The 19,009-nt window shown below is 68.3% G+C and carries 15 protein-coding genes; 4 read left to right on the forward strand and 11 right to left on the reverse strand.

The features are described 5' to 3' along the window. Positions 1 to 146 precede the first annotated feature (146 nt). Both EV674_RS14535 and EV674_RS14540 read left to right on the forward strand, forming a co-directional pair. Positions 147 to 980, forward strand: a complete 834-nt coding sequence (locus EV674_RS14535) for a pyridoxamine 5'-phosphate oxidase family protein (RefSeq protein WP_119014119.1) — start codon at positions 147 to 149, stop codon at positions 978 to 980. A gap of 164 nt (positions 981 to 1,144) precedes the next feature. Beyond that, positions 1,145 to 2,761, forward strand: coding sequence for a Na/Pi symporter (locus EV674_RS14540; protein WP_119014120.1), 1,617 nt, complete (start codon positions 1,145 to 1,147; stop codon positions 2,759 to 2,761). Between the two features lie 13 nt (positions 2,762 to 2,774). Here the strand turns inward: EV674_RS14540 and EV674_RS14545 are convergent, their stop codons facing one another. Then, on the reverse strand, positions 2,775 to 3,224 hold the full coding sequence (locus EV674_RS14545) for a CoA-binding protein (protein WP_119014121.1): 450 nt from the start codon (positions 3,222 to 3,224) through the stop codon (positions 2,775 to 2,777). 139 nt (positions 3,225 to 3,363) lie between these two features. Continuing rightward, complete coding sequence (locus tag EV674_RS14550) at positions 3,364 to 5,745, reverse strand: protein-disulfide reductase DsbD family protein (protein WP_119014122.1); 2,382 nt, start codon at positions 5,743 to 5,745, stop codon at positions 3,364 to 3,366. Positions 5,746 to 5,822: 77 nt separating this feature from the next. Here EV674_RS14550 and EV674_RS14555 point away from each other — a divergent pair, with 77 nt between their 5' ends. Beyond that, positions 5,823 to 6,773: a creatininase family protein gene (locus EV674_RS14555; RefSeq protein ID WP_119014123.1), complete on the forward strand. Its 951-nt coding sequence runs from the start codon at positions 5,823 to 5,825 to the stop codon at positions 6,771 to 6,773. Between the two features lie 15 nt (positions 6,774 to 6,788). Here EV674_RS14555 and EV674_RS14560 read toward each other — a convergent pair whose 3' ends face one another. The 5 genes from EV674_RS14560 to EV674_RS14580 all read right to left on the reverse strand — a co-directional run bounded on the left by EV674_RS14560 (position 6,789) and on the right by EV674_RS14580 (position 11,705). Next, positions 6,789 to 7,751 (reverse strand): threonine dehydratase, encoded by a 963-nt coding sequence (locus EV674_RS14560; protein ID WP_119014124.1) that lies wholly within the window; start codon positions 7,749 to 7,751, stop codon positions 6,789 to 6,791. 70 nt (positions 7,752 to 7,821) lie between these two features. Then, positions 7,822 to 8,721: a PhzF family phenazine biosynthesis protein gene (locus EV674_RS14565; RefSeq protein WP_119014125.1), complete on the reverse strand. Its 900-nt coding sequence runs from the start codon at positions 8,719 to 8,721 to the stop codon at positions 7,822 to 7,824. A gap of 4 nt (positions 8,722 to 8,725) precedes the next feature. Then, positions 8,726 to 9,910, reverse strand: a complete 1,185-nt coding sequence (locus EV674_RS14570) for an aminotransferase-like domain-containing protein (protein ID WP_119014126.1) — start codon at positions 9,908 to 9,910, stop codon at positions 8,726 to 8,728. 122 nt (positions 9,911 to 10,032) lie between these two features. Continuing rightward, complete coding sequence (locus EV674_RS14575; protein WP_374761693.1) at positions 10,033 to 10,986, reverse strand: DMT family transporter; 954 nt, start codon at positions 10,984 to 10,986, stop codon at positions 10,033 to 10,035. A 119-nt stretch (positions 10,987 to 11,105) separates the two neighbouring features. After that, complete coding sequence (locus EV674_RS14580) at positions 11,106 to 11,705, reverse strand: LysE family translocator (protein ID WP_119014127.1); 600 nt, start codon at positions 11,703 to 11,705, stop codon at positions 11,106 to 11,108. Positions 11,706 to 11,860: 155 nt separating this feature from the next. Here EV674_RS14580 and EV674_RS14585 point away from each other — a divergent pair, with 155 nt between their 5' ends. After that, the gene (locus tag EV674_RS14585; RefSeq protein WP_119014128.1) at positions 11,861 to 13,330 is read left to right on the forward strand and encodes an aminotransferase-like domain-containing protein; all 1,470 of its coding nucleotides are present in this window, start codon (positions 11,861 to 11,863) and stop codon (positions 13,328 to 13,330) included. A gap of 33 nt (positions 13,331 to 13,363) precedes the next feature. Here EV674_RS14585 and EV674_RS14590 read toward each other — a convergent pair whose 3' ends face one another. Genes EV674_RS14590 through flgJ form a run of 4 tightly spaced genes read right to left on the reverse strand, consistent with a single transcriptional unit; the run spans position 13,364 to position 19,009 of the window. Continuing rightward, positions 13,364 to 14,569, reverse strand: coding sequence for an HDOD domain-containing protein (locus EV674_RS14590; RefSeq protein WP_119014129.1), 1,206 nt, complete (start codon positions 14,567 to 14,569; stop codon positions 13,364 to 13,366). A 9-nt stretch (positions 14,570 to 14,578) separates the two neighbouring features. Further along, a complete protein-coding gene (flgL, locus tag EV674_RS14595) occupies positions 14,579 to 15,925 on the reverse strand; it encodes a flagellar hook-associated protein FlgL (protein ID WP_119014130.1) in 1,347 nt (448 codons plus the stop codon). A gap of 33 nt (positions 15,926 to 15,958) precedes the next feature. Beyond that, positions 15,959 to 18,034, reverse strand: a complete 2,076-nt coding sequence (gene flgK, locus EV674_RS14600; protein WP_119014131.1) for a flagellar hook-associated protein FlgK — start codon at positions 18,032 to 18,034, stop codon at positions 15,959 to 15,961. 30 nt (positions 18,035 to 18,064) lie between these two features. Continuing rightward, a complete protein-coding gene (gene flgJ, locus EV674_RS14605; protein WP_119014132.1) occupies positions 18,065 to 19,009 on the reverse strand; it encodes a flagellar assembly peptidoglycan hydrolase FlgJ in 945 nt (314 codons plus the stop codon).

A 19,009-nucleotide genomic window follows, 5' to 3' on the forward strand; every position in this document is an offset into this window, starting at 1 on the left:
TGACTTCGAATTGTGTATGGCTGATGTCGCTTGGATAGCTCTTTCTCATTTCCCGAGCTTCTCATGATCCCGGAAGACTTTGAACACGTTCTAAGATGCTCCAGCCGCTTCGCCGCCCCCTGGCGCAGCCCCTACCGGAGAGCACCATGGCCTTGCGCGACTACCTGAACGAACAACTGCTGGGCATTGTGGCCAGCTACCAAAGCACCGGGGTGGTGCACCACATTGGCGTGGTCTATCCCAAACGCAATAACCAGCTCCAGATTTTTATCCCGCGCGGCCACGCGCTGGCGCTGGGTTCGCTGGTAACGGTACACCTGGACAACCGCACCGGCATCGATGAGCTGGACGCCGAACTGCGCGTGTACCGCACCTCCTACAAAGGCCGGGTGCTGGCCGCCGAAGACAACTGGGTGCTGCTGGAGCCGCTGGAATACGCGCTCATCCACGGCGTGAAGGTGGTCGATGGGTTCACGGCGCCGGGCTATGCCTTTCCCGCCGACAGCCGCCCCGAACGCGCCCTGCCCCTGAGCCCCCTGCACAGCATCCCGCCCGTGGAGCCCAAAGACAATGACAACAAGGTGGGCGTGCTCACCACCCTGGCGCAGGGCCAGCCGCACACCACGGTGCTGGCGTTCTTGTCCACGGCGCAAGACGACGTGTTTTTGATTTCCATGCCCGACAGCTTCAAGGTGCAGCAGCTGCGGCGCGACCCGCGCTGTTTTTTCACGATTGACGAGCGCGCCAAGTTCACCTTCGAGCAGTCCATTGAATGGAACTACACCATCATGGAAATGCAGGCCCACCAGGTGCCCGCCAGCTGCCCGTTGTTTGAGCAGGTGCGCCGCTCCTTCATCCTGAAGAACCCCTGGGAAGTGGGCTTCTTCCTGAGTCCGGCGCTGGAGATGTTTCTCCTGCAACGGGTGTCGTTGGTGTGCTCGGGGCAGGCCGTGGCGCGCCAGCAGGGCGAAAGCCGTTGACACGCCACTGACACACAGCGCGGTTACATAGAACGCTGTCGCAGGCCACCTGCTTTTTTCTCCTCGCCAGCCGTTTTTTCTCGGATGCACTGCCACCTTCTTGCGCGGCGCCGCCCCTGTGTGCGGCCGCCTTTCTATGTCTGCTCCCTTCTGCAAGGTGCTCCATGCTGGCAGAGATGATCAGCGCCATGCTGGCCGGCCTGGGGCTGTTTTTTGTCGGCGTCAAATTCATTGGCAGCCATTTCAAGCAGATGTCAGGACGCGGTTTTCGCTTGCTGGTGGCGCGGGCCGTGGCGCGGCCCTGGCAGAGTGTGCTGCTGGGCGTGGTGGCCGGTGCGCTGACCCAGAGCACCAATGCCGTTACCTTCATCCTCACCAGCATGAACGCGGCGGGGTTGATCAGCGTGCGCCAGGCCATCCCCATCGTCACCTGGGCCAATGTGGGTACCTCGGCGCTGGTGCTGGTGGCCACGGTGGATATCCACATCCCGGTGCTGTTGCTGCTGGGTGGCGTGGGGCTGGCCTTTTACCTGGATGTAGAAAAATCCAGCCGCTGGCGCCACCCTGCCGGGGCTTTGCTGGGCATTGCCCTGCTGTTTTTGGGCTTGCAGTTCATCAAGAACGGGGCGGCGCCCCTGCGCGAGCTGCAAGAGGTGCGCTTGTGGCTGCAACTGGCGGGCCAGTACGGGGTGCTGTTGTTTTTGGCGGGGGCGGCCATCACGCTGGTGCTGCAATCGTCTGCCACCGTGTCGGTGATTGCCGTGGCCATGACGCACATCGGCCTGCTCAGCATGGAGCAAACCGCCATCGTCATTTACGGCGCTGGTGCGGGGTCGGCGGCCAGCCTGTGGCTGATGACGACCAACCTGCACGGCACAGGCCGCCAGTTGGCGCTGCTGCAAATCGGTTTCAAATTGATTGCGGCTCTGTTGATGGTGCTGCTGCTGGTGCTGGAGCACGCCCTGGGCGTGCCGCTGGTGTTGGCCTTGGTGCGCCAGGTGTCGGAGCAGGTGTCGCTGCAAGCGGCCTGGGTCTTTTTGCTTTACCAGGTGGTGGGCGCCCTGGCCGTGACGGTGCTGGGCCAGCGGCTGGTGCGCTGGCTGCACCAGCTCTCGCCGCCCAGCGTGCAAGAGACCTTGTCCCAGCCCCAGTACCTGTATGAGCAGGCGCTGGACGACGCCGAAACCGCCCTCGATCTGGTCGAGAAAGAGCAGCTGCGGCTGCTGGGCCATTTGCCCGATTACCTCAGCCACATCGACGCCGCGCGCGGTGTGGCCCCAGTGGCCGTGCGCGTGGGCGACCGCGCGGTGGCGGGCAAGGTCGATGAGTTTTTGGCCGTGCTGATGCACAACGGCCAGGATAGGCAGGGGCTGGACCGGATGCTGAACTTGCAGGCCCGCAACCGCTTGCTGCACGACCTGCGCGATGGCCTGGTGCAGCTCGATGAAAGCCTGCAAGCCACCCGCGCGCTGGACAGCGTTGGAGGGCCGGTGCAGGCTGTGGTGCAGCGCATGGGCGAGGCCATGCACTTTTTGCTGCTGACCCTGCACGATGGTGCCCAGACCTGCGCCGCCCAGGACTTGGCACTGTTGCAGGCGCTGGCCAGCGACCGCTCTGACACCATGAGCCAGTTGCGCCAGAAAGCGCTGCAAGAAGCCGCCCACGCCAGCCAGACCACGCTGGCGGCGCTGTTCGGTGCCACCACGGTGTTTGAGCGCCTGGTCTGGCTGGTGCGTGGCTACACCCAGTTGCTGCCGCAGCAGCCTGCGCTCAAGGATTGACGTTGTGCGGCAATCAGGCGTCCGGCAGTTGCCCGGCCGCTTGCAGCCGCCGGTGCTCTACCAGCGTGCAGCGCTCTTGCACCACCAGCAGCCCGGCGGCGCGGGCGCGCGCGGCGGCCTCGTCGTGGCGCACGCCCAGTTGCAACCACAGCGCGCGCGCGCCGATGGCGATGGCCTCGTCGGCAATGGGCGGCACATCGGCGCTGTTGCGGAACACGTCCACCATGTCGATGCGCTCGTGCTGCGCCGCTTCGGTCAGCGAGGGCCAGCAGCGCTCACCCAAAATCTCCGTGGCCTGTGGGTTGACGGGCACGATGCGGTAGCCCTGCTGTTGCAGGTACTCGGCCACATGGTGGCTGTCGCGGTGCGCCTTGGGCGAGAGGCCGACGACGGCGATGGTGCGGCAGTCGCGCAGGCTGTGCAGGATGGCTTGCGTGTCGGTATCGGGGCTGGTGTGGGGCATGGTGGGGATGAAAACAGCGGTGGAAAAACGCGCACAGGCCGAGCAGAGGCCGTGCGCAGCAAGGGGCGCCGGGGCGCTGGGGCGCGCTGGCCACGCGGCGGTGCGGCCAGCGCGCGGGTGGGCGGCTGGCCGGTGCAGGTTACAGCGCCGCCAGCGCCTTGTACACATCGCCGGGGTGGATGATTTCGGTCATCACCACGGGTGCACGGCCTGGGGCGTAGAGCACATACACCGGCACGCCGCTGCGCCCCAGCTGCGCCAGCGCGGCCGTGATGGCCGGATCGCGGCGCGTCCAGTCGGCGCGCAGCAAAGCGACGCGGTGCGTGGCAAAGCGGGCCAGCACGTCGGCATCGGCCAGCGTGGTGCGCTTGTTGTATTGGCAGGTCACGCACCAGGCGGCGGTGAAATCGACAAACACCGGCTGGCCGTCCGCCAGCAGATCGGCCACGCGCCCCGCCGACCACGGTTGCCAGCGGGCGCTGGCGGGGCTGGGGCCGTCCGTGCCCGTGCCGCTGTGGCTGCCAGTGCCTGTGCCGATACTGCGGTCGCTGCCTGCGCCGTTACCTGCGCTGGTGCCTGCATCCGTGCCGGGCGCTGTGGCCAGCAGGGCCTGCTCTGCGGGTTGGGTGATGTTTTGGCCGATAGCGCCCGCCAGCCATGCGCTGAATGCTATCAATACAGAAGCAATCGCCCAGCGTGCGCGCCCGCGCAGCGTGAGCGACCACACCACCGCGCTGCCCGCCACCAGCAGCGCCAGCAGCGCACTGGCGCCATCGATGCCGCTTTGCTGGCCCAGCACCCAGACCAGCCAGACCACCGTGGCAAACATCGGAAACGCCATGGCGTGGCGGAAGGTGGCCATCCACGGCCCCGGGCGCGGCAGTGCGCGCGCCACACCGGGCAGCCAGCTGGCCGCCAAGTAGGGCAGGGCCATGCCCACGCCCAGCGCAGCAAACACGGCCAGCGCCTGCACGGCGGGCATCTCGATGGCAAAGCCCAGCGATGCGCCCATGAACGGCGCCGTGCAGGGCGAGGCAATGGCCACGGCCAGCATGCCCGACAAGAAAGCATCGGCCGCCGGGTGGCGGGCCTGCAACGTGGCCAGGCGCCCGGGGGCAAACTGGCCAAACTCGAACACCCCCGCCAGATTCAGCCCCAGCAGCGTGAACAGCGCCGCCAGCGCTGCCACCACCCCAGGCGATTGCAGCTGAAAGCCCCAGCCCAGCTGCTCGCCCGCTGCGCGCAGCGCCAGCAGCAAACCGCCCAGCGCCACAAACGACAGCACCACGCCTGCGGTATAGGCCAGGCCCGCCAGCCGGTGGGCGCGCCGGTGGCTGCCGTGGCGGGCAAAGCCGATCACCTTGATGGCCAGCACCGGAAACACGCAGGGCATGAGGTTGAGCAGCAGCCCGCCGATCAGCCCGCCCAGCAGCGCCGCCAGCAAGCCACTGGCCGAGGCACTGGCGCCGGGCAGCGCCGTGGACGTGGCCCCGGCCTGTGCCGCCTGCGCTGCGGCCTGGTTGGCCGCCAGCGCAGCGGCCAGCGCGGGCGATACCTCGGCGCGCGGGGCGGCCTGCGTCCACGGTGCGGTCACGGTGGCCACGGTGCGCCAGGCGCGCGCGCTGGCCTGCGTGTCCGTGCTGGCCGTGGACGCGGCGCCATCGGCCAGCGCCAGCACCAGCGGCAAGGTGGCCGTGCTGTCACCGCGCTCGGGCGAGAGCGGCACAGTGGCCGTCCAGACATCGCCTTGCCAGGTTTGCGTCCAGTCTTTGCCCGCTTCTGCCGCGTGCAGCAGCACGGCGGGGGTTTCGGGCAGCAGCTCCAGCATCTGGCCGCGCGCCGCAGCGGGCAGGCCGGTCACGCGGATGTGCAGGCGATCGCCCTCGGCGCGCACGGTGCCCTCGCCTGGCAGCGCCTGTGGTTGGGCCGCCAGACTCTGGGCAAACGCTGTACCGTGCAGCGCCGTGGAGCCGCGCAGGGGCAGTTGCAGCACAAAACTGCCTTCTTCGGGGATGCACTCGACGCGGCACACCAGCCAAGTGGCGTGCAGGCGCACTTCCAGCGTTTGCGCGGCACTGCCCACCAGCGGCGGCTTGAACGCGCCCGACACTTGCAGCGGCACGGCCAGCAGCACCTGGCCCTCGTAGCCGTAATTGGCCAACGTGCCGACGCGAATTTTTTGCGGCACTGGCCAGGCCACCTCGCCCACGTCCAGACCGGCAGGCAGCTGCCAGTTCAGGGCCGTGGGCAGGCCCGAGTCGCCGGGGTTTTTCCAATAGGTGTGCCAGTGCGGCTGGTGCGTGAGCTGCAAGCCCAGCCACACCGGCTGGCCCGGCGCCACGCCCTCGGGCGCATGGGCGATGAGTTCGGCGCGCACATGGGGCGTGCTGACCACGCTGCCGGTGGCTGGGGCCGGGTTGGTGCCAAATTGTGCCCTGGCGCCCGTGGACAGGGCGCAAGCAGCTATAAAAAAAAGAGCGCCCAGAAGGCGTGCAAAGAAGGAGGTGGAGTGTGGCTGCATGGTCGCAAGGTGGGAGCGCGGGGGGCGGCTTTGGTTCCGGCGATGGTAGTGGCGCGCGGCCTACTACCATCGTCGCCATGACCACTGCACCGCCCGCCCCTGCGGCTTTTGCCGCTTCTGCTGCCCTTGTTGCCGCCCCTGCCCAGGCTGCTGCCAACGCGCCATCCCCTGCTGCGCCTGCCAGCGCCGCGCCTGCGCCCTTGCCCACGCGCTTCTGGGCCGAGTGCAGCACGCGCGACTTTGCCCGCTGGCAGGCCAGTGGTGCGGCTGCCGACATCGTGGCCGTGCTGCCCGTGGCCGCCATCGAGCAGCACGGGCCGCACCTGCCGCTGTCGGTGGACGCCACGCTGCTCCAGGGCGTGATCGACGCTGCCCTGCCCCGGCTGCCCGCAGAGCTGCCCGTGCTGTTTTTGCCGCCGCAGGTGGTGGGCCTGAGCACCGAGCACACCGCTTTTGCCGGCACGCTCACGCTCACGCCCGCCACGCTGATCGCGCTGTGGACGGAGCTGGGCCAGTGCGTGGCCCGCGCGGGCATCCAAAAGCTGCTGCTGCTCAACGGCCACGGCGGCCAGGTCAGCGTGATGGACATCGTGGCGCGCGAGCTGCGCCAGCGCTGCGGCCTGCTGGTCTACAGCGCCAGCTGGTTCAGCCTGCCGCTGCCCGAGGCGGTGGCGGGCCAGTTCAGTGCCGAGGAACACCGCTTTGGCATCCACGGCGGCGAGATTGAAACGTCGATGATGCTGCACCTGGCACCCCAGACCGTGTGCATGGCGCAGGCACAAAACTTCCGCTCCACCTCGCAAGACCGCGCCGAGCGCTACGCCCTGCTGGGCAACGGCAAAAGCGCCAAGATGGGCTGGGCCATGCAGGACTACCACAGCGCAGGCGCCGTGGGCAACGCCGCTGCCGCCAGCGCGGACAAAGGCCGCAGCGTGGTCGATGCCGCTGCGCAGGCGCTGGTGCAACTGCTGCAAGAGCTGCACCAGCTGCCCTTGTCCACCGTGGTCGCGCGGCCTGCGCAGGGGTAGGGTGGGCGCGCGGTATCAGCCGGTGGCCAGAACCTGCGCAAACACGCCCGCATCGACATTGCCCCCCGTGAGCGCCAGCCCCACGGCCTGGCCGCGCAGCGCGTCGCGCTCTTGCAGCGCCGCCGCCAGCGCGGCAGCACCCGCGCCTTCGGCCAGGTTGTGCGTGTCGGTGTAAATGGCGCGCATGGCGGCGGCCACCTCGGCATCGCTGACCTGCACCAGGTGATCGAGGTGCGGCGCCAGGATGTGGAGCGCTGCCTGGTCGGCCACGCGGCAGGCCATGCCGTCGGCCAGCTCGGTGCTGACGGGGGCCTCGACCACGCGGCCCGCTGCGATGGAGTCGGCGTAGGTGGTGGCATGGCTGCTGACCACGCCCACCACGCGCACGGGGTGTTGCAGCGCCTGCTTGGCGGCAATGGCCGCGCACGCGCCCGAGCCCTGGCCGATGGGCACATACACCACATCGAGCTGCGGCACGGCGCGCAAAAACTCCCACCAATAGGTGGCCACGCCGCGCAGCAAGTCGGGGTGGAAGCTGGGCACCATGTGCGCGCCGCGCTCCTGGGCCAGCTGCATGGCGTGCTCGCGCGCGGCCTGGAAATCGTCGCCGTGCTCGACCAGGGTGACGCCCAGGGCGCGCATGGCGGCGTTCTTTTCGGTGGAGTTGCCGCGCGGCACGACGATGGTGCAGGCTACGGCGTGGCGGCGCGCGGCCCAGCCCATGCTCTGGCCGTGGTTGCCGCGCGTGGCGCTGACCACTTCGCGCGGCAGCGCACCGCGCTGGGCGAGCTGGTCAAAGTAGGTCAGCCCACCGCGAATCTTGAATGCGCCCACGGGCGTGTGGTTCTCGTGCTTGAGCCAGCAGTCGGTGCCCAGGCGTTCGCTCAGCAGTGCCCAGCGGTATTGCGGCGTGGCGGCAAAGTCGCGGTACACGACGTGGGCGGCGGCTTCGATGTCGGCCAGGGTGGGAAGGGGCATGGATAAACTCCTGTTTTGATAGCTGGTAGCGCTTGCTGCGTGCGCGTTCAAGGCAGTTTTGGCTTGTTTTTTACAGCCGCACGGTGCCGCTGATGCAGGTGGCGGTGTGGCCGCCCACCCAGATGTCGGCGCCGTCCTGCTGCACATGCACGCGCCCGGCGCGGCCCAGGGCGGTGCCCTGGCTGGCGATGTAGCGCGCAGGGGCCAGACCGGCGCCGATGAGCCACTGCGCCAGCGCGGCGTTGAGGCTGCCGGTCACGGGGTCTTCCATCAGGCCGCTGTGGCCGGGCAGAAAGGCGCGTACCTCGAAGGCGATGGCTTCATCGCCGGTGGCCGAGTCGGTGGCCGCATCGGTGGCGCCCACCACGCCGACCTTGCCGCGCGGCCCCACCACGCCCACGTCCAGCCCGGCCAGCACGGCGCCGTCGGGTTGCAGCGCCAGCACCTGCGCGGCACTGCGCAGCAGCACGCCGCGCCAGCGCGGGCCGTTGTCGCACCAGGCGTGGGCCACCACGTCGCTGCGCGCCACGCCCAGGCCGCGTGCAATCAGCTGCACATCGGCTTCGGGCAGCGGGCCGCTTTGGATCAACGGGGGCGCGGCAAAGGCCAGCCGCTCGCCGTCGCGCCGCAGCGTGACCAGGCCCACACCGCATTCCTGCACCACCCGGCCCGCCACCTGGGGCTGGCCGCCCGTTTGCAGCCAGGCATGGCAGGTGCCCAGCGTGGGGTGGCCGGCAAAGGGCAGCTCGCGCCCGGGGCAGAAGATGCGCACGCGGTAGTCGGCCCCGGTGGCGCGCCCCTCGGGCGTGGGCGGCAGCACAAAGGTGGCCTCCGACAGGTTCGTCCAGTCGGTGAACTGCTGCATGGCCTCGGTGCTCAGGCCGCTGCCATCGAGCACCACGGCCAGCGGGTTGCCACGGTAGGCGGTGGCGGTGAACACGTCCACCTGTTGGAAGGGGCGCAGGCGCATGGCTTTACCCCTGGGCCTGGGCGCGGATGGCCTCGGCCAGCGCGGCGATGGCGGTGTCGATCTGCGCGCTCGATGCCGTCACGTACGACAGGCGCAGGGTGCGCGCGTCGGCCTCGGTGGCGTAAAACGGTGCGCCGGGCACAAAGGCCACGTTGCGCTCTACGGCAGTGGGCAGCAGGGCCTGGGCGTCCATGCCCGCAGGCAGGCGCAGCCACAGGAACATGCCGCCCGCCGGGCGTGTCCAGGTCACATCCAGGCCCGCCATTTCGCGCTCTAGCGCAGCCAGCATGGTGTCGCGCTGGCGCTGGTAGAGGGCGCGGATGGTGGGCACGTGGCGCGCCAGAAAGTCGCCCTGAATCACTTCAGCCACCACGCGCTGGTTGAAGCCCGGCGTGTGCAGGTCAGCGGCCTGCTTGGCCTGCAGCAGCTTGGGGTAGATGGCCTTGGGCGCCACCAGAAAGCCGATGCGCAGGCCCGGCGCCAGCACCTTGGAGAACGAGCCCATGTAGATGCAGCCGTCGGGGTTGCGCGCCGTCAGGGGGGCGGGCGGGGCTTCGCCAAACCACAGCTCGCCGTAGGGGTTGTCCTCGATCAGCGGAATGCCCAGCTCGGCGGCCTTGGCCACCAGCGCGGCGCGGCGCGCTTCGGTCATGGTGCGGCCCGTGGGATTCTGGAAGTTGGGCAGCACGTAGGCCAGGCGGGCTTTGTCGGCGCCGGTGCCTGCCTTGGCGGCAAAGTCGTCCACCAGGATGCCGTCGTCGTCGCTGGCCACGCCCACGGCGATGGGCTCCTGCGGTGCAAAGGCTTGCAGCGCGCCCAGGTAGGTGGGGGTTTCGACCAGCATGCGGCTGTCTTTGTCCAGCAGCACCTTGCCGATCAAGTCCAGCGCCTGCTGCGAGCCGGTGGTGATCAGCACCTGGTCGGGGTCCACGGCCCAGGGCAGCATGTCGGCCACGGCGCGCCGCAGCGGCGCAAAGCCTTCGCTGGTGGCGTATTGCAGGGCGGCGGCGCCGTCGCGCGCCATGACGGTGTTGCAGGCGGCGGTGAAGGCGTCGAGCGGAAAGGTCTGCGGCGCGGGCAGGCCACCGGCCAGGCTGATGATGCCGGGCTTGTCAGTGAGCTTGAGGATTTCGCGGATTGCGGAGGGGTTCATCTTGGCGGCGCGTGCCGCCAGGGTCCAGTTCGTCATGCCAATTGCACTCCAGGGTGGGGGCGCCAGAAGTTCTGGCGCAAAAAAAGGGGAAAGGGGGGCGATTGTGCGGCGCAGGCGGGTGCTGCGGGGCGACTCGGACGGGTTGTGGCCAGGGGCATTCAGTGCGCTGCGGTGGGTGCGCGCACCGGCATGCGCCGCCCGATCAGCACCGTGGCCATTACGGCCAGGCCAAAGCCCACGCTCATGGCATCAAGCCGTTCGCCCAGCAGCGGCACCGCTACCAGCATGCCCAGAAAAGGCTGCACCAGTTGCACCTGGCTGACGCGCACCGTGCCGCCCAGCGCCAGGCCCCGGTACCAGGCAAAAAAGCCCAGCCACATCGAAAACACGGCTACATAGCCCAGCGCACCCCAGGCGGCGGTGCTTTGCGGCGCTGCGGGCCACGTCAGCGCGGCCAGCGGCAGCGACAGGGGCAGCGACAGCACCAGCGCCCAGCAGATCACGCGGTCTGCGCGCATGCGCTGCGACAGCCGACCGCCATAGGCATAGCCCATGGCGCCGCAGGCCATTGCGGCCAGCAGCAGCATGTCGGCCAGGTGCAGCGACAGCCCCGTGCCACCCGATTGCAGCAGCGCAAACAGCACCACCAGCCCCGTGCCCAGCAGCGCGCAGGCCCAGAACCCGGCAGACGGGCGCTGGCGGTGCAAGAGCGCCCCCACGGCAGCGGTGGCCAGCGGCAGCACACCGACGAGCACGCTGGCGTGTACGCCGCTGACATAGCGCATGGCGATGGAGGTCAGCAGCGGAAAACCGAACACCACGCCCATCGCCGTGAGGGCCAGCGCTGGCCAGTCGCTGCGCGCTGGCCAGGGGGCGCGCTGCGCCAGCAGCAGCAGCGCCGACAGCACGCCGGCCAGCGCCGCGCGCCCCATGGCCACGAACACGCCCGACATGCCGGGCGCTTCGGGCGTGCCCACGGCCAGCCGGGTCATTGGCAGCGTGACGGCAAAAATGGCGACACCCAGCAAGCCCAGCGCCAGGCCACGCACTTCGGCGGACATGCGCGGGGGGCTGGTGGGGCGGACAGAGGAAGTGGTGGAAGAGGCAGTCATGGTGTGGCAGCAGGCAGTGAATGGGGACAAGAAATGGCAGGACAGCGGAGGAAACAGAGCGAACGAAACGAACGGGTGAGCGGTTGAACGGGTGAGCGGGGCGGTGAAATGGCCCAGGCTCAGGCCAGCGCCATCCAGGCGGCGGTGGCCACCAGCACCAGCGCCATGGCGCGGTTGAACCACAGCAGGCGCTGTCCCTGCGCCAGCCACTGGCGCAAGAGCGCACCGACGGCGGCATAGGTCAGGTTGCTGGAGAAGGCAAACACCACCATCACCGGCAGCACCACGGCCAGGCGTTGCAGGCTGTCTTCGCGCCCGGCCACCCAGCCGGCCACGATGGTCAGCGCCAGCAGCCAGGCTTTGATGTTGACGAATTGCAGCGCCGCGCCCTGCCAGAAGCCCACGTTCAGCCGCGCGGCGTCGGCCTCGCTCAGGCGGCTGCTACCGCTGAGCTTGAAGGCCAGCCACAGCAGGTAGGCAATGCCCACGGCCTTGATGCCCCAGCGCAGCGCCGGCACCGCCACCACCACGGCGCCCACGCCGCCCGCGCACAGCAGCAGCAGCGCCGTCCAGCCCACGGGCACGGCGCAGACAAAGCGCATGGCGGGGCGCAGCCCCCGGTTGGCGGCCAGCGCGGTCGAGAGCGTGGTGTTGGGGCCGGGCGTGAAGCTCATGGCCGTGGCCAGTGCCAGCAGGGCGGTGAATTCGACAAAAGGCATGGAGTGGGGCGCTCAGAAAAGGTGAAGTACCGGGCCACTGTAGGGGCGATTCCGCTACAGTGGCAGTACAGTTTTTCTGACAATCACACCCACTGTGCTGGTGCCTGCATCGGCACAGTTGCGCAGCCCCTTTGCCGCCCACCACCTGCCCCGCCATGCTCACCCGCACCGCCCACCGCACCCTGACCGAACAACTGGCCGAGCGCTTTGCCGAGCGCATCCGCGCCCGCTTGCTGCCCGTAGGCGCGCGCCTGCCCTCGGTGCGCGAATGCGCGCGCCAGCAGGGCGTGAGCCCCTACACCGTGGTGGCCGCCTACGATCAGTTGCTGGCCCAGGGCCTGGTCGAGGCGCGCCGCCAGCGGGGCTTTTATGTCCGCGATATAGGGCAAAAAACGCCTCCAGCCCTTGCGGGGCAAGCGCAAGCAGCTACTGAAAACATAGCATCTGAGGGCGCCCCCGCTGCGGCAGAGGCAGGGCCGCTGCCCTCGGGCTCACACATCAACGCCACGGCGCTGATCCGGGGCATGTTCCACCAGGCCTCCAGCAAGCCCCAGCCCGGCGCTGGGGTGTTTCCGCCGCAGTGGCTGCAAGAGGCGCGCTTCATGCCTGCCGCCGTGCGCAAGGTCACGGGCAGCCGCGCGCTGCAAGACGGCTCCCTGAGCTACGGCGAGCCCCTGGGCGATGCCGACCTGCGCAACGTGCTGGCGCGCCGCCTGGCCGAGCTGAATGTGCCCGCCCGCCCCGCGCACATCATGACCACGGTGGGCGCCACGCACGCGTTGGACATCGTCAGCCGCACCTTGCTCAAGGCGGGCGACCCGGTGATGGTGGAGGAGCCGGGCTGGTCGGTGGAGTTTGCCCGGCTCGATGCCCTGGGCGCGCGCGTGCTGCCGGTGCCGCGTGGCCCCCAGGGGCCCGACCTGGACGTGATGGCGCGCTACTGCGAGGTGTACGCGCCCAAGCTGTTCGTGAGTGTGAGCGTGCTGCACAACCCCACGGGCTACTGCCTGACGCCGGGCAGCGCGCACCAGGTGCTGCAATTGGCCCAGCAGCACGATTTCCACATCGTTGAGGACGACACCTACAGCCACCTGGCCCCGGTCCATGCCACGCGCCTGACGGCGCTCGATGGCCTGCGCCGCACCATCTACGTCAGCGGGTTTGCCAAAATCCTGGCACCCAACTGGCGCGTGGGCTACCTGGCCGCACCGCCCGATCTGGTCGAGCGCCTGCTCGATACCAAGCTGCTGTCCACGCTGACCACGCCGTCCATTCTGGAAAAAGCGCTGGCACTGTGCATAGACCAAGGCCAACTGCGCCGCCACGCCGAGCGCATGCGCCTGCGCCTGGCCCAGGCGCGTGCCCGCAGCGTGCAGCTGGCGCTGGAGGCCGGTTGCAGCTTTGCCGCCGAGCCCGCAGGCATGTTCGGCTGGGTGGAGACGGGCGTGGACACCGACATGCTGGCCCAGCGCATGTTGGACGAGGGCTATCTGCTGGCGCCCGGCGCGCTGTTCCATGCCAGCCGCCAGCCGTGCACGCTGATGCGCATCAACTTCACGACCACGCAGGATGCGGCGTTCTGGCGCGTGTTCCAGCGCGTGGTGGCGCAGAGCCGTTCGCGCTGATGCCGGGGACAAAACCGCCGGGCCGGGCGCTGCTTACCTTTGCAGGCGGGCCACGTGCAGGTCGGCCAGCGCGCGCAGCAGGGCGCGGTTGACGTCTTCGGCGCGCAGCTCGTGCTCTTCGCACAGCTGGCGCACGGCGCTGGCGTCATCGCTCTCCAGCGCGCAGGCCAGTTGCAGGCTGGGCGCGTAGGGGCCGGTGTGCAGCACGGCGGCGTCGTGGATGCGCTCGGACAGCGGCAGGCGCAGCAAGATGTTGCTCAGTGGCTCGCGCAGCAGCAAGTCGAGCTGCGAGAACAGGCCGCACAGGTAAATCTCGCGGCGCAGCTCGTTCTCGACGCCCGCGTCCAGCAGCCGCTCGGTGACGCGCGCGCGCAGCACCATGGACTGGTACACGGGCTGCAAATCGGGCTCGGTGCTGGCGTGGGGCAGCTGGTCGCCCAGCCAGCGCTGGATGGAGCCATAGCCCATCATCACCAACCCCCGGCGCAGCGAGTCGATGCCCGTGCGCAGGCCCAGCGCGGCCGAGTTGGTGTAGGTCATGAAGCGGTAGGCCAGCAGCGGGTCTTCGGCCAGGATGTCTTCAAAAATCTCCAGCGACTGCTCGGCGTCAATTGCCTTCATCAGCTTGTAGATGGTGGCGTGGCCGGGCTGGGGCGTTTCGTGGCGCAGGCTGTAGAGCACGTCTTCGGTGGGCCAGCCAGCCAGCGACAGCGCATTGCGCTGGTCCAGGCAGTGCGCCATCACGGTGCGGCTGGCAATGCCCTCGTACATCTGCCCGGGCAGCACGGGGCTGCGCTGGGCGCCCGCGCGCAGGGCGGCGAGGGCCACCTCGGGTTGCAGGCTCAGCAGGCTGTGGCTGAAGCAGCGGGCCACGTCCTGTTCGGGCAGGTCGGTCAGGTCGCCGCGCCAGACCAGGCGCAGGCCGCGCGCATGGGCTGCGCGCACCATGCTGAAAATTTCTGAGCCTGCCAGCCACTGGCCGCGCACTTCAATATCGGGGCCGCCGGGTTGGGCGTATTGCAGCAAGTCCAGCAGCAGCTGGCGCGATTGCGGCGACAGCAGCAGGGGCGGTGAATGTTCGCCCCACATTTCGCGCAGCGTGCGCAGCAGGTGCGGGGTATCCACCGCCGCGCTGGCATCGGCCTGGGCCACGTACAACTGCACGCCTGCCAACGCGCGCGAGCGGCCCCACAGTGCGCGGTAACCCAGTGTGAGGCTGCCCAGAACGGATTGCACCATGGCGAAAAATCAGGCGATGTAGTTGAACAGGGACAGCTTCTGCACCATAGAGTAGGACTTCAGTGCTGCCTCGTAGCCGACTTGCTGGTTCTGGAAGTCGGAGAAGCCCTGGATCATATCGAGGTCTTCGGCGCGCTTGCGGTCATCTTCGAGCTGGATGGAGCGCTGGCTCTGGTCGCCCGTGATGCGGTCAGCCCGGTTGAGCAACTCGCCCGCGTAGCCGCGCACGTTGTGGATGCGGTCCAGCCCCTTGTCCAGGTTGCCCAGCGCCTGGCCCACGGCCTGCACAGCGGCATTGCTGTTGTTGGCACTGCCGATCTCGGCAATGGCGCGGTCCAGCACGCTGAAGATGCTGCTGCTGGGCTCGAGGGTGATGGTGTCGCCGTTGGCGGGCGAGAGGGTTACGGTGCCGTCCACCGCCTTGGTGGGCGTGGCGGTGATGCTGAACTTCAGGCCCGGAACAAAAGCGCCGGGCGTGGTGGCTTCTGAAATCTCGATTTTCAGGGGCTTGTCGTTGGGAAAGTCCGGCACGACCACGTCGGGCGAACTCACCCCCGTCGTGGTGTTGATGATGTTGTAGGTGACGGTGCTGGTGTTGGGGCTGGCACCTGGCCCGGCGTTCTTGAAAACGACCTGGTAGGTGTTGCCGTTGCCGTTGGCATCGAGCTGCACATCGGCGGCGTTGACCGCTGTCACGGCGCTGGCAATCAATTGCCGGCCATTGAGGGGGTTGGGCGGTACGGCGGCATTGCTGATGCCCGCGTGGTAGGCGCCATCGCGTTGGGGCTGGAAACTGAAGGCGGCATCGCCATCGAGCACCAGCGGAATGCTGGCCTCTCCGGCGGCGGCCTGCCCAGCCAAACCATTGAACTGGTAGTCAAACGTGGCCGACTGTGGCCCCAGCAGCGGCGACAGCGCACTGCCCAGGGCACTGAACAGCGGCTGGCCGTTGGTGTCTTTGCGGCTGGCGATGGTGAACAGCTGGTCGCGCAGGCTTTGCAGCTGGTTGGCCGTGGTGCGCCGGTCGCTGGGCACCTGGCTGGCATTGCCTGCCGATACCAGCAGCTCGCGGATGTCCTGGCCCAGCTTGACGGCGTCGCCCAGCGAGGATTCGGCCTGGGCAATCGAGTTGCGTTGCTGGTCAAGCGCGCGCTGCTCGGTCTGGATGCGCGAGAGGCGGGTGAGCGCGCGTTCGGCCTGGGCGGCGCCCACCGGGTCGTCGCTGGCCCGCACCACGCGCTTGCCCGAGGTCAGGTTCTCTTGCAGATTGGACAGGTCGGTCTGGCGCTGGCTGATGTTGCGCAGTGCGCTGTCGTACTGGCTGGCTGTGCCGAGGCGGTAGAGGGTGTTGCTCATGGCGGACTCCGGGTGGGTGCTGCGGCGGCGGCTTTAGCGGCCAACGCTCTGGATCAGGTTGTCAAAGATGTTCTGCGCGATCTGGATCATCTTGGCCGAGGCCTGGTAGGCCTGTTGGTACTGGATCAGGCGGGCGGCCTCTTCGTCCAGGTTCACGCCCGAGACGGCGGCGCGCTCGCGCTCCAGGTTGGCGGCGATGGTGGATGACAGCGTGGCAGCAAACTTTGCGCTTTGCGTGCGCGTGCCCACCTGGGCCATGGCACCGGCAAAACCGTCGGCCAGCGAGGCGCCGTCGAACATCTTGGCGTCGCGCAGGGCCATTAGCGCACTGGCGTTGCCGGCATCGCGCTGGTAGAAGTCGCCGTACTGTGGGTCAGCAGCGTTGCCTACGGTGACGGTGTCGCCCGTTTTGGGCGAGCCTTGCAGGGTGATTTCCCAGCCGTCGATGCTGATGCGCTTGCCCGGGATGTATTCGTAGGGCGCCGTCATCTCTTTGGGCGGCGTGGCCGACATGTCGATGGGGGTCGCAGTGTTGCCCGCCAAGGTGAATGTGGTGCCTGCTGCGGTGGTGTTGAACGTGAGCGTGACACCTGCGCCCGTGGCCGGTGGAACCGGCGAGGGTGGCAGCGTCAAGGCGCCCGTGTTGACCACTTGGCCCAGCGCCGCATCCCATGTTTTTCCAGTGGCCTTGAGGCTGACCAATTGCAGCGAGCCATCGTTGGCCGCGCCCATCTTGGCATTGACGGGGTTGGCCGCAGCCAGTTGGCGTGGTGACGATTGCACCGACTGCATCTGGCTGGCCACGCCTTGCAGGGGGGTGAGCAGGAATTGGTCTTTGTCGGTAGCGCCAGCAAAAGCGCCCGGTGTGGCGGGAGGGGCGGCACCGTCTGTCAGTCGCAGTCCCTGGCCCAGCATGAGGGCGTTGAGTTCGCCCATGTTGGCGAAGGGAAAAATCTTGCCATCGGACTGGCGCGTCACGGTGCCCGAGTCAGCGCCCGTGAAAGTGAAGCTGTAGCTGGAAGCTTGCAGCTTGCTGGCATCGGCCACTTCCACGCCCATCTTGGCGCCGGACGTGTTTTTGTTGCCCGGCACGGCGTTGGCCAGCGTGATGGTTTTGAACAGGTTCTCGCCGGGCTTGCCGTCCAGCGTCAGGCCCAGTTTGTTTTGGCTATTGAGCGCTTCGCTGATGGCCACGGCCATGCGGCCCAGCAGGTTGCGGCCTTCGGCCAGATCGCCGTTCTGAAAGCGCAGCAGGCCCGCCACCTGGCCACCGCCGAGCATGCTGTCGTTCATTTCGATGGCCTGCGCCGCAGTGGCATTGGCCGGGATGAACAGCAGCTTTTTTTGGCCGCTGCCCGAGCCAAAGTCTTGCGGGTCGCCAATGGCCAGTGATGCCGCCGTGCCACCCAGCACCAGCGGCTGGCTGGCACCCACAAACACGCTCACCGAGCCATCGTCCGCAGCCACCTGGGTGGTCTGCACATATTTGTTGATCTCGCGCGTGAGCTGGTCGCGGCGGTCAAGCAGGTCGTTGGGCGCTTGGCCATTGCCCCGGGCGCGCACGATCTCCTGGTTCACCTGGGCCAGGTCGCGCGCCAGGTTGTTCACCACGTTCACGGCGCCCTTGAGCTGCTCGGCCACGGCCAGTTCAATCTCTTCGATGCGGCCAGCGCCGTCGCGCATGCGCCGGGCGGTTTCGTCGATGCGGGTCAGCACCACGCCGCGCGCGGTCAGGTCGGTGGGCGAGCTGACCACGTCCGAGAACGCGTTCATCATGTCGTTGATGGCCGAGCCCAGCCCGGCAGCGCCGCCGCTGAACACGTCTTGCAATTGCTTGAGGCGCTCCAGGCGGGCGCTGTCGCCTGCATCGGTGGCCGCCGCCGCGTTGGCCTGGCGGGTGAGCAGGTCGCTGTGGTTGCGCAGCACGGTCTGGATGTCCACACCTTTGCCGATGTAGCCGCCCCCAGTGAGCTGGCCTGGCATGGTGGCCAGCACCACGTTCTGGCGCGAATAGCCTGTGGTGTTGACGTTGGCGATGTTGTTGCCAGCCGTCTGGATGGCTGCCTGGTTGGCCAGCAGTGCGCGCGAGCCGACGTTCAAAAGACTCATGGTGTATTTCCTCGGTATCGGGCAGGGGGCTTAGGCTTGGTCGCGCTGCACGCGCAACGCACTCTGGATGGCGCCGCTGAGCTTGCGGGCATAGGCCGGATCGGTGGCGTAGCCCGCCTTTTGCAGTGCGCTGGCGTAGGCCTCGGCAGAGCCGGTCTGGGCGCGCGCCTGTTCGTAGCGCGGGCTCTGGTTGATCAACTTGGCGTAGTCGCGGAACGAGTCCTCGTAGGAGTCGTAGGCGCGGAACTTGGCGCTTACCTTCTGGGCCTTGCCGTCGATGTATTCGGTGGTGGTGATTTCGGCCACCTTGCCCGTCCAGCCCTTGCCCGCCTTGATGCCGAACAGGTTGAACGAGTTGCTGCCATCGCTGTGGCGGATTTCGCTCTTGCCCCAGCCCGTTTCGTGGCCGGCCTGGCCCAGCATGTAGGCCGCCGGGATGCCGCTTTCCTTGGCCACGCGCTCGGCGGCGGTTTCATGGAACTGCACAAAGTCGTCGCGTCCTTTGGGGGCCGGGCCGTTGGCGGCTGCGGCGCTGGCGGGGTCGGCAGCGCTGGTGCGGGCGGCAGCGGTCACTTGGCTGGTGCGCGCCAGGCTCAGGGTCGAGGGTGCTGACACCACCGGGGCCGGGGCGCCGCCCATTTGCAGCGACAACTGGCGCGAGATGGCCTCCGAGAGGCCGCCGGGCAGGCCCGACATGCTCACCGACAGCTGTTGGTCGAGCAGCTCGGTGCCCAGGTCGCCCTGTGCGCCTTCGAGCAGGCCGGACTTCATGGTCGCCTCGCGCATGCTCTTGATCATCTCGCGCATGAACAGCGACTCGAACTGCTTGGCTGCCTCTTTGGTGGCGGCAGGGTTGTTGGCGCCCGCGTCGTACTTGAGCTGGTTGAGCGAGCGGACATCGGCGGCCAGGGCGTTGCTGGCCGTGGTGGTGCCCAGCGAGGCGCCCGAAGATGAGGGTGTGAGGGAGAGGGCCAT

This window comes from Simplicispira metamorpha (assembly GCF_004341365.1).
GTDB classification, from domain to species: domain Bacteria; phylum Pseudomonadota; class Gammaproteobacteria; order Burkholderiales; family Burkholderiaceae_C; genus Simplicispira; species Simplicispira metamorpha.

Coding starts and splice junctions, on each gene's coding strand:
- flgJ (WP_119014132.1), bottom strand. CDS start 19,009: ATGGCCCTCTCCCTCACACCCTCATCTTCGGGCGCCTCGCTGGGCACC.
- EV674_RS14590 (WP_119014129.1), bottom strand. CDS start 14,569: ATGGTGCAATCCGTTCTGGGCAGCCTCACACTGGGTTACCGCGCACTG.
- EV674_RS14555 (WP_119014123.1), top strand. CDS start 5,823: ATGACCACTGCACCGCCCGCCCCTGCGGCTTTTGCCGCTTCTGCTGCC.
- EV674_RS14550 (WP_119014122.1), bottom strand. CDS start 5,745: ATGCAGCCACACTCCACCTCCTTCTTTGCACGCCTTCTGGGCGCTCTT.
- EV674_RS14565 (WP_119014125.1), bottom strand. CDS start 8,721: ATGCGCCTGCGCCCCTTCCAACAGGTGGACGTGTTCACCGCCACCGCC.
- EV674_RS14570 (WP_119014126.1), bottom strand. CDS start 9,910: ATGACGAACTGGACCCTGGCGGCACGCGCCGCCAAGATGAACCCCTCC.
- EV674_RS14535 (WP_119014119.1), top strand. CDS start 147: ATGGCCTTGCGCGACTACCTGAACGAACAACTGCTGGGCATTGTGGCC.
- flgK (WP_119014131.1), bottom strand. CDS start 18,034: ATGAGTCTTTTGAACGTCGGCTCGCGCGCACTGCTGGCCAACCAGGCA.
- EV674_RS14540 (WP_119014120.1), top strand. CDS start 1,145: ATGCTGGCAGAGATGATCAGCGCCATGCTGGCCGGCCTGGGGCTGTTT.
- EV674_RS14560 (WP_119014124.1), bottom strand. CDS start 7,751: ATGCCCCTTCCCACCCTGGCCGACATCGAAGCCGCCGCCCACGTCGTG.
- flgL (WP_119014130.1), bottom strand. CDS start 15,925: ATGAGCAACACCCTCTACCGCCTCGGCACAGCCAGCCAGTACGACAGC.
- EV674_RS14545 (WP_119014121.1), bottom strand. CDS start 3,224: ATGCCCCACACCAGCCCCGATACCGACACGCAAGCCATCCTGCACAGC.
- EV674_RS14585 (WP_119014128.1), top strand. CDS start 11,861: ATGCTCACCCGCACCGCCCACCGCACCCTGACCGAACAACTGGCCGAG.
- EV674_RS14575 (WP_374761693.1), bottom strand. CDS start 10,986: ATGACTGCCTCTTCCACCACTTCCTCTGTCCGCCCCACCAGCCCCCCG.
- EV674_RS14580 (WP_119014127.1), bottom strand. CDS start 11,705: ATGCCTTTTGTCGAATTCACCGCCCTGCTGGCACTGGCCACGGCCATG.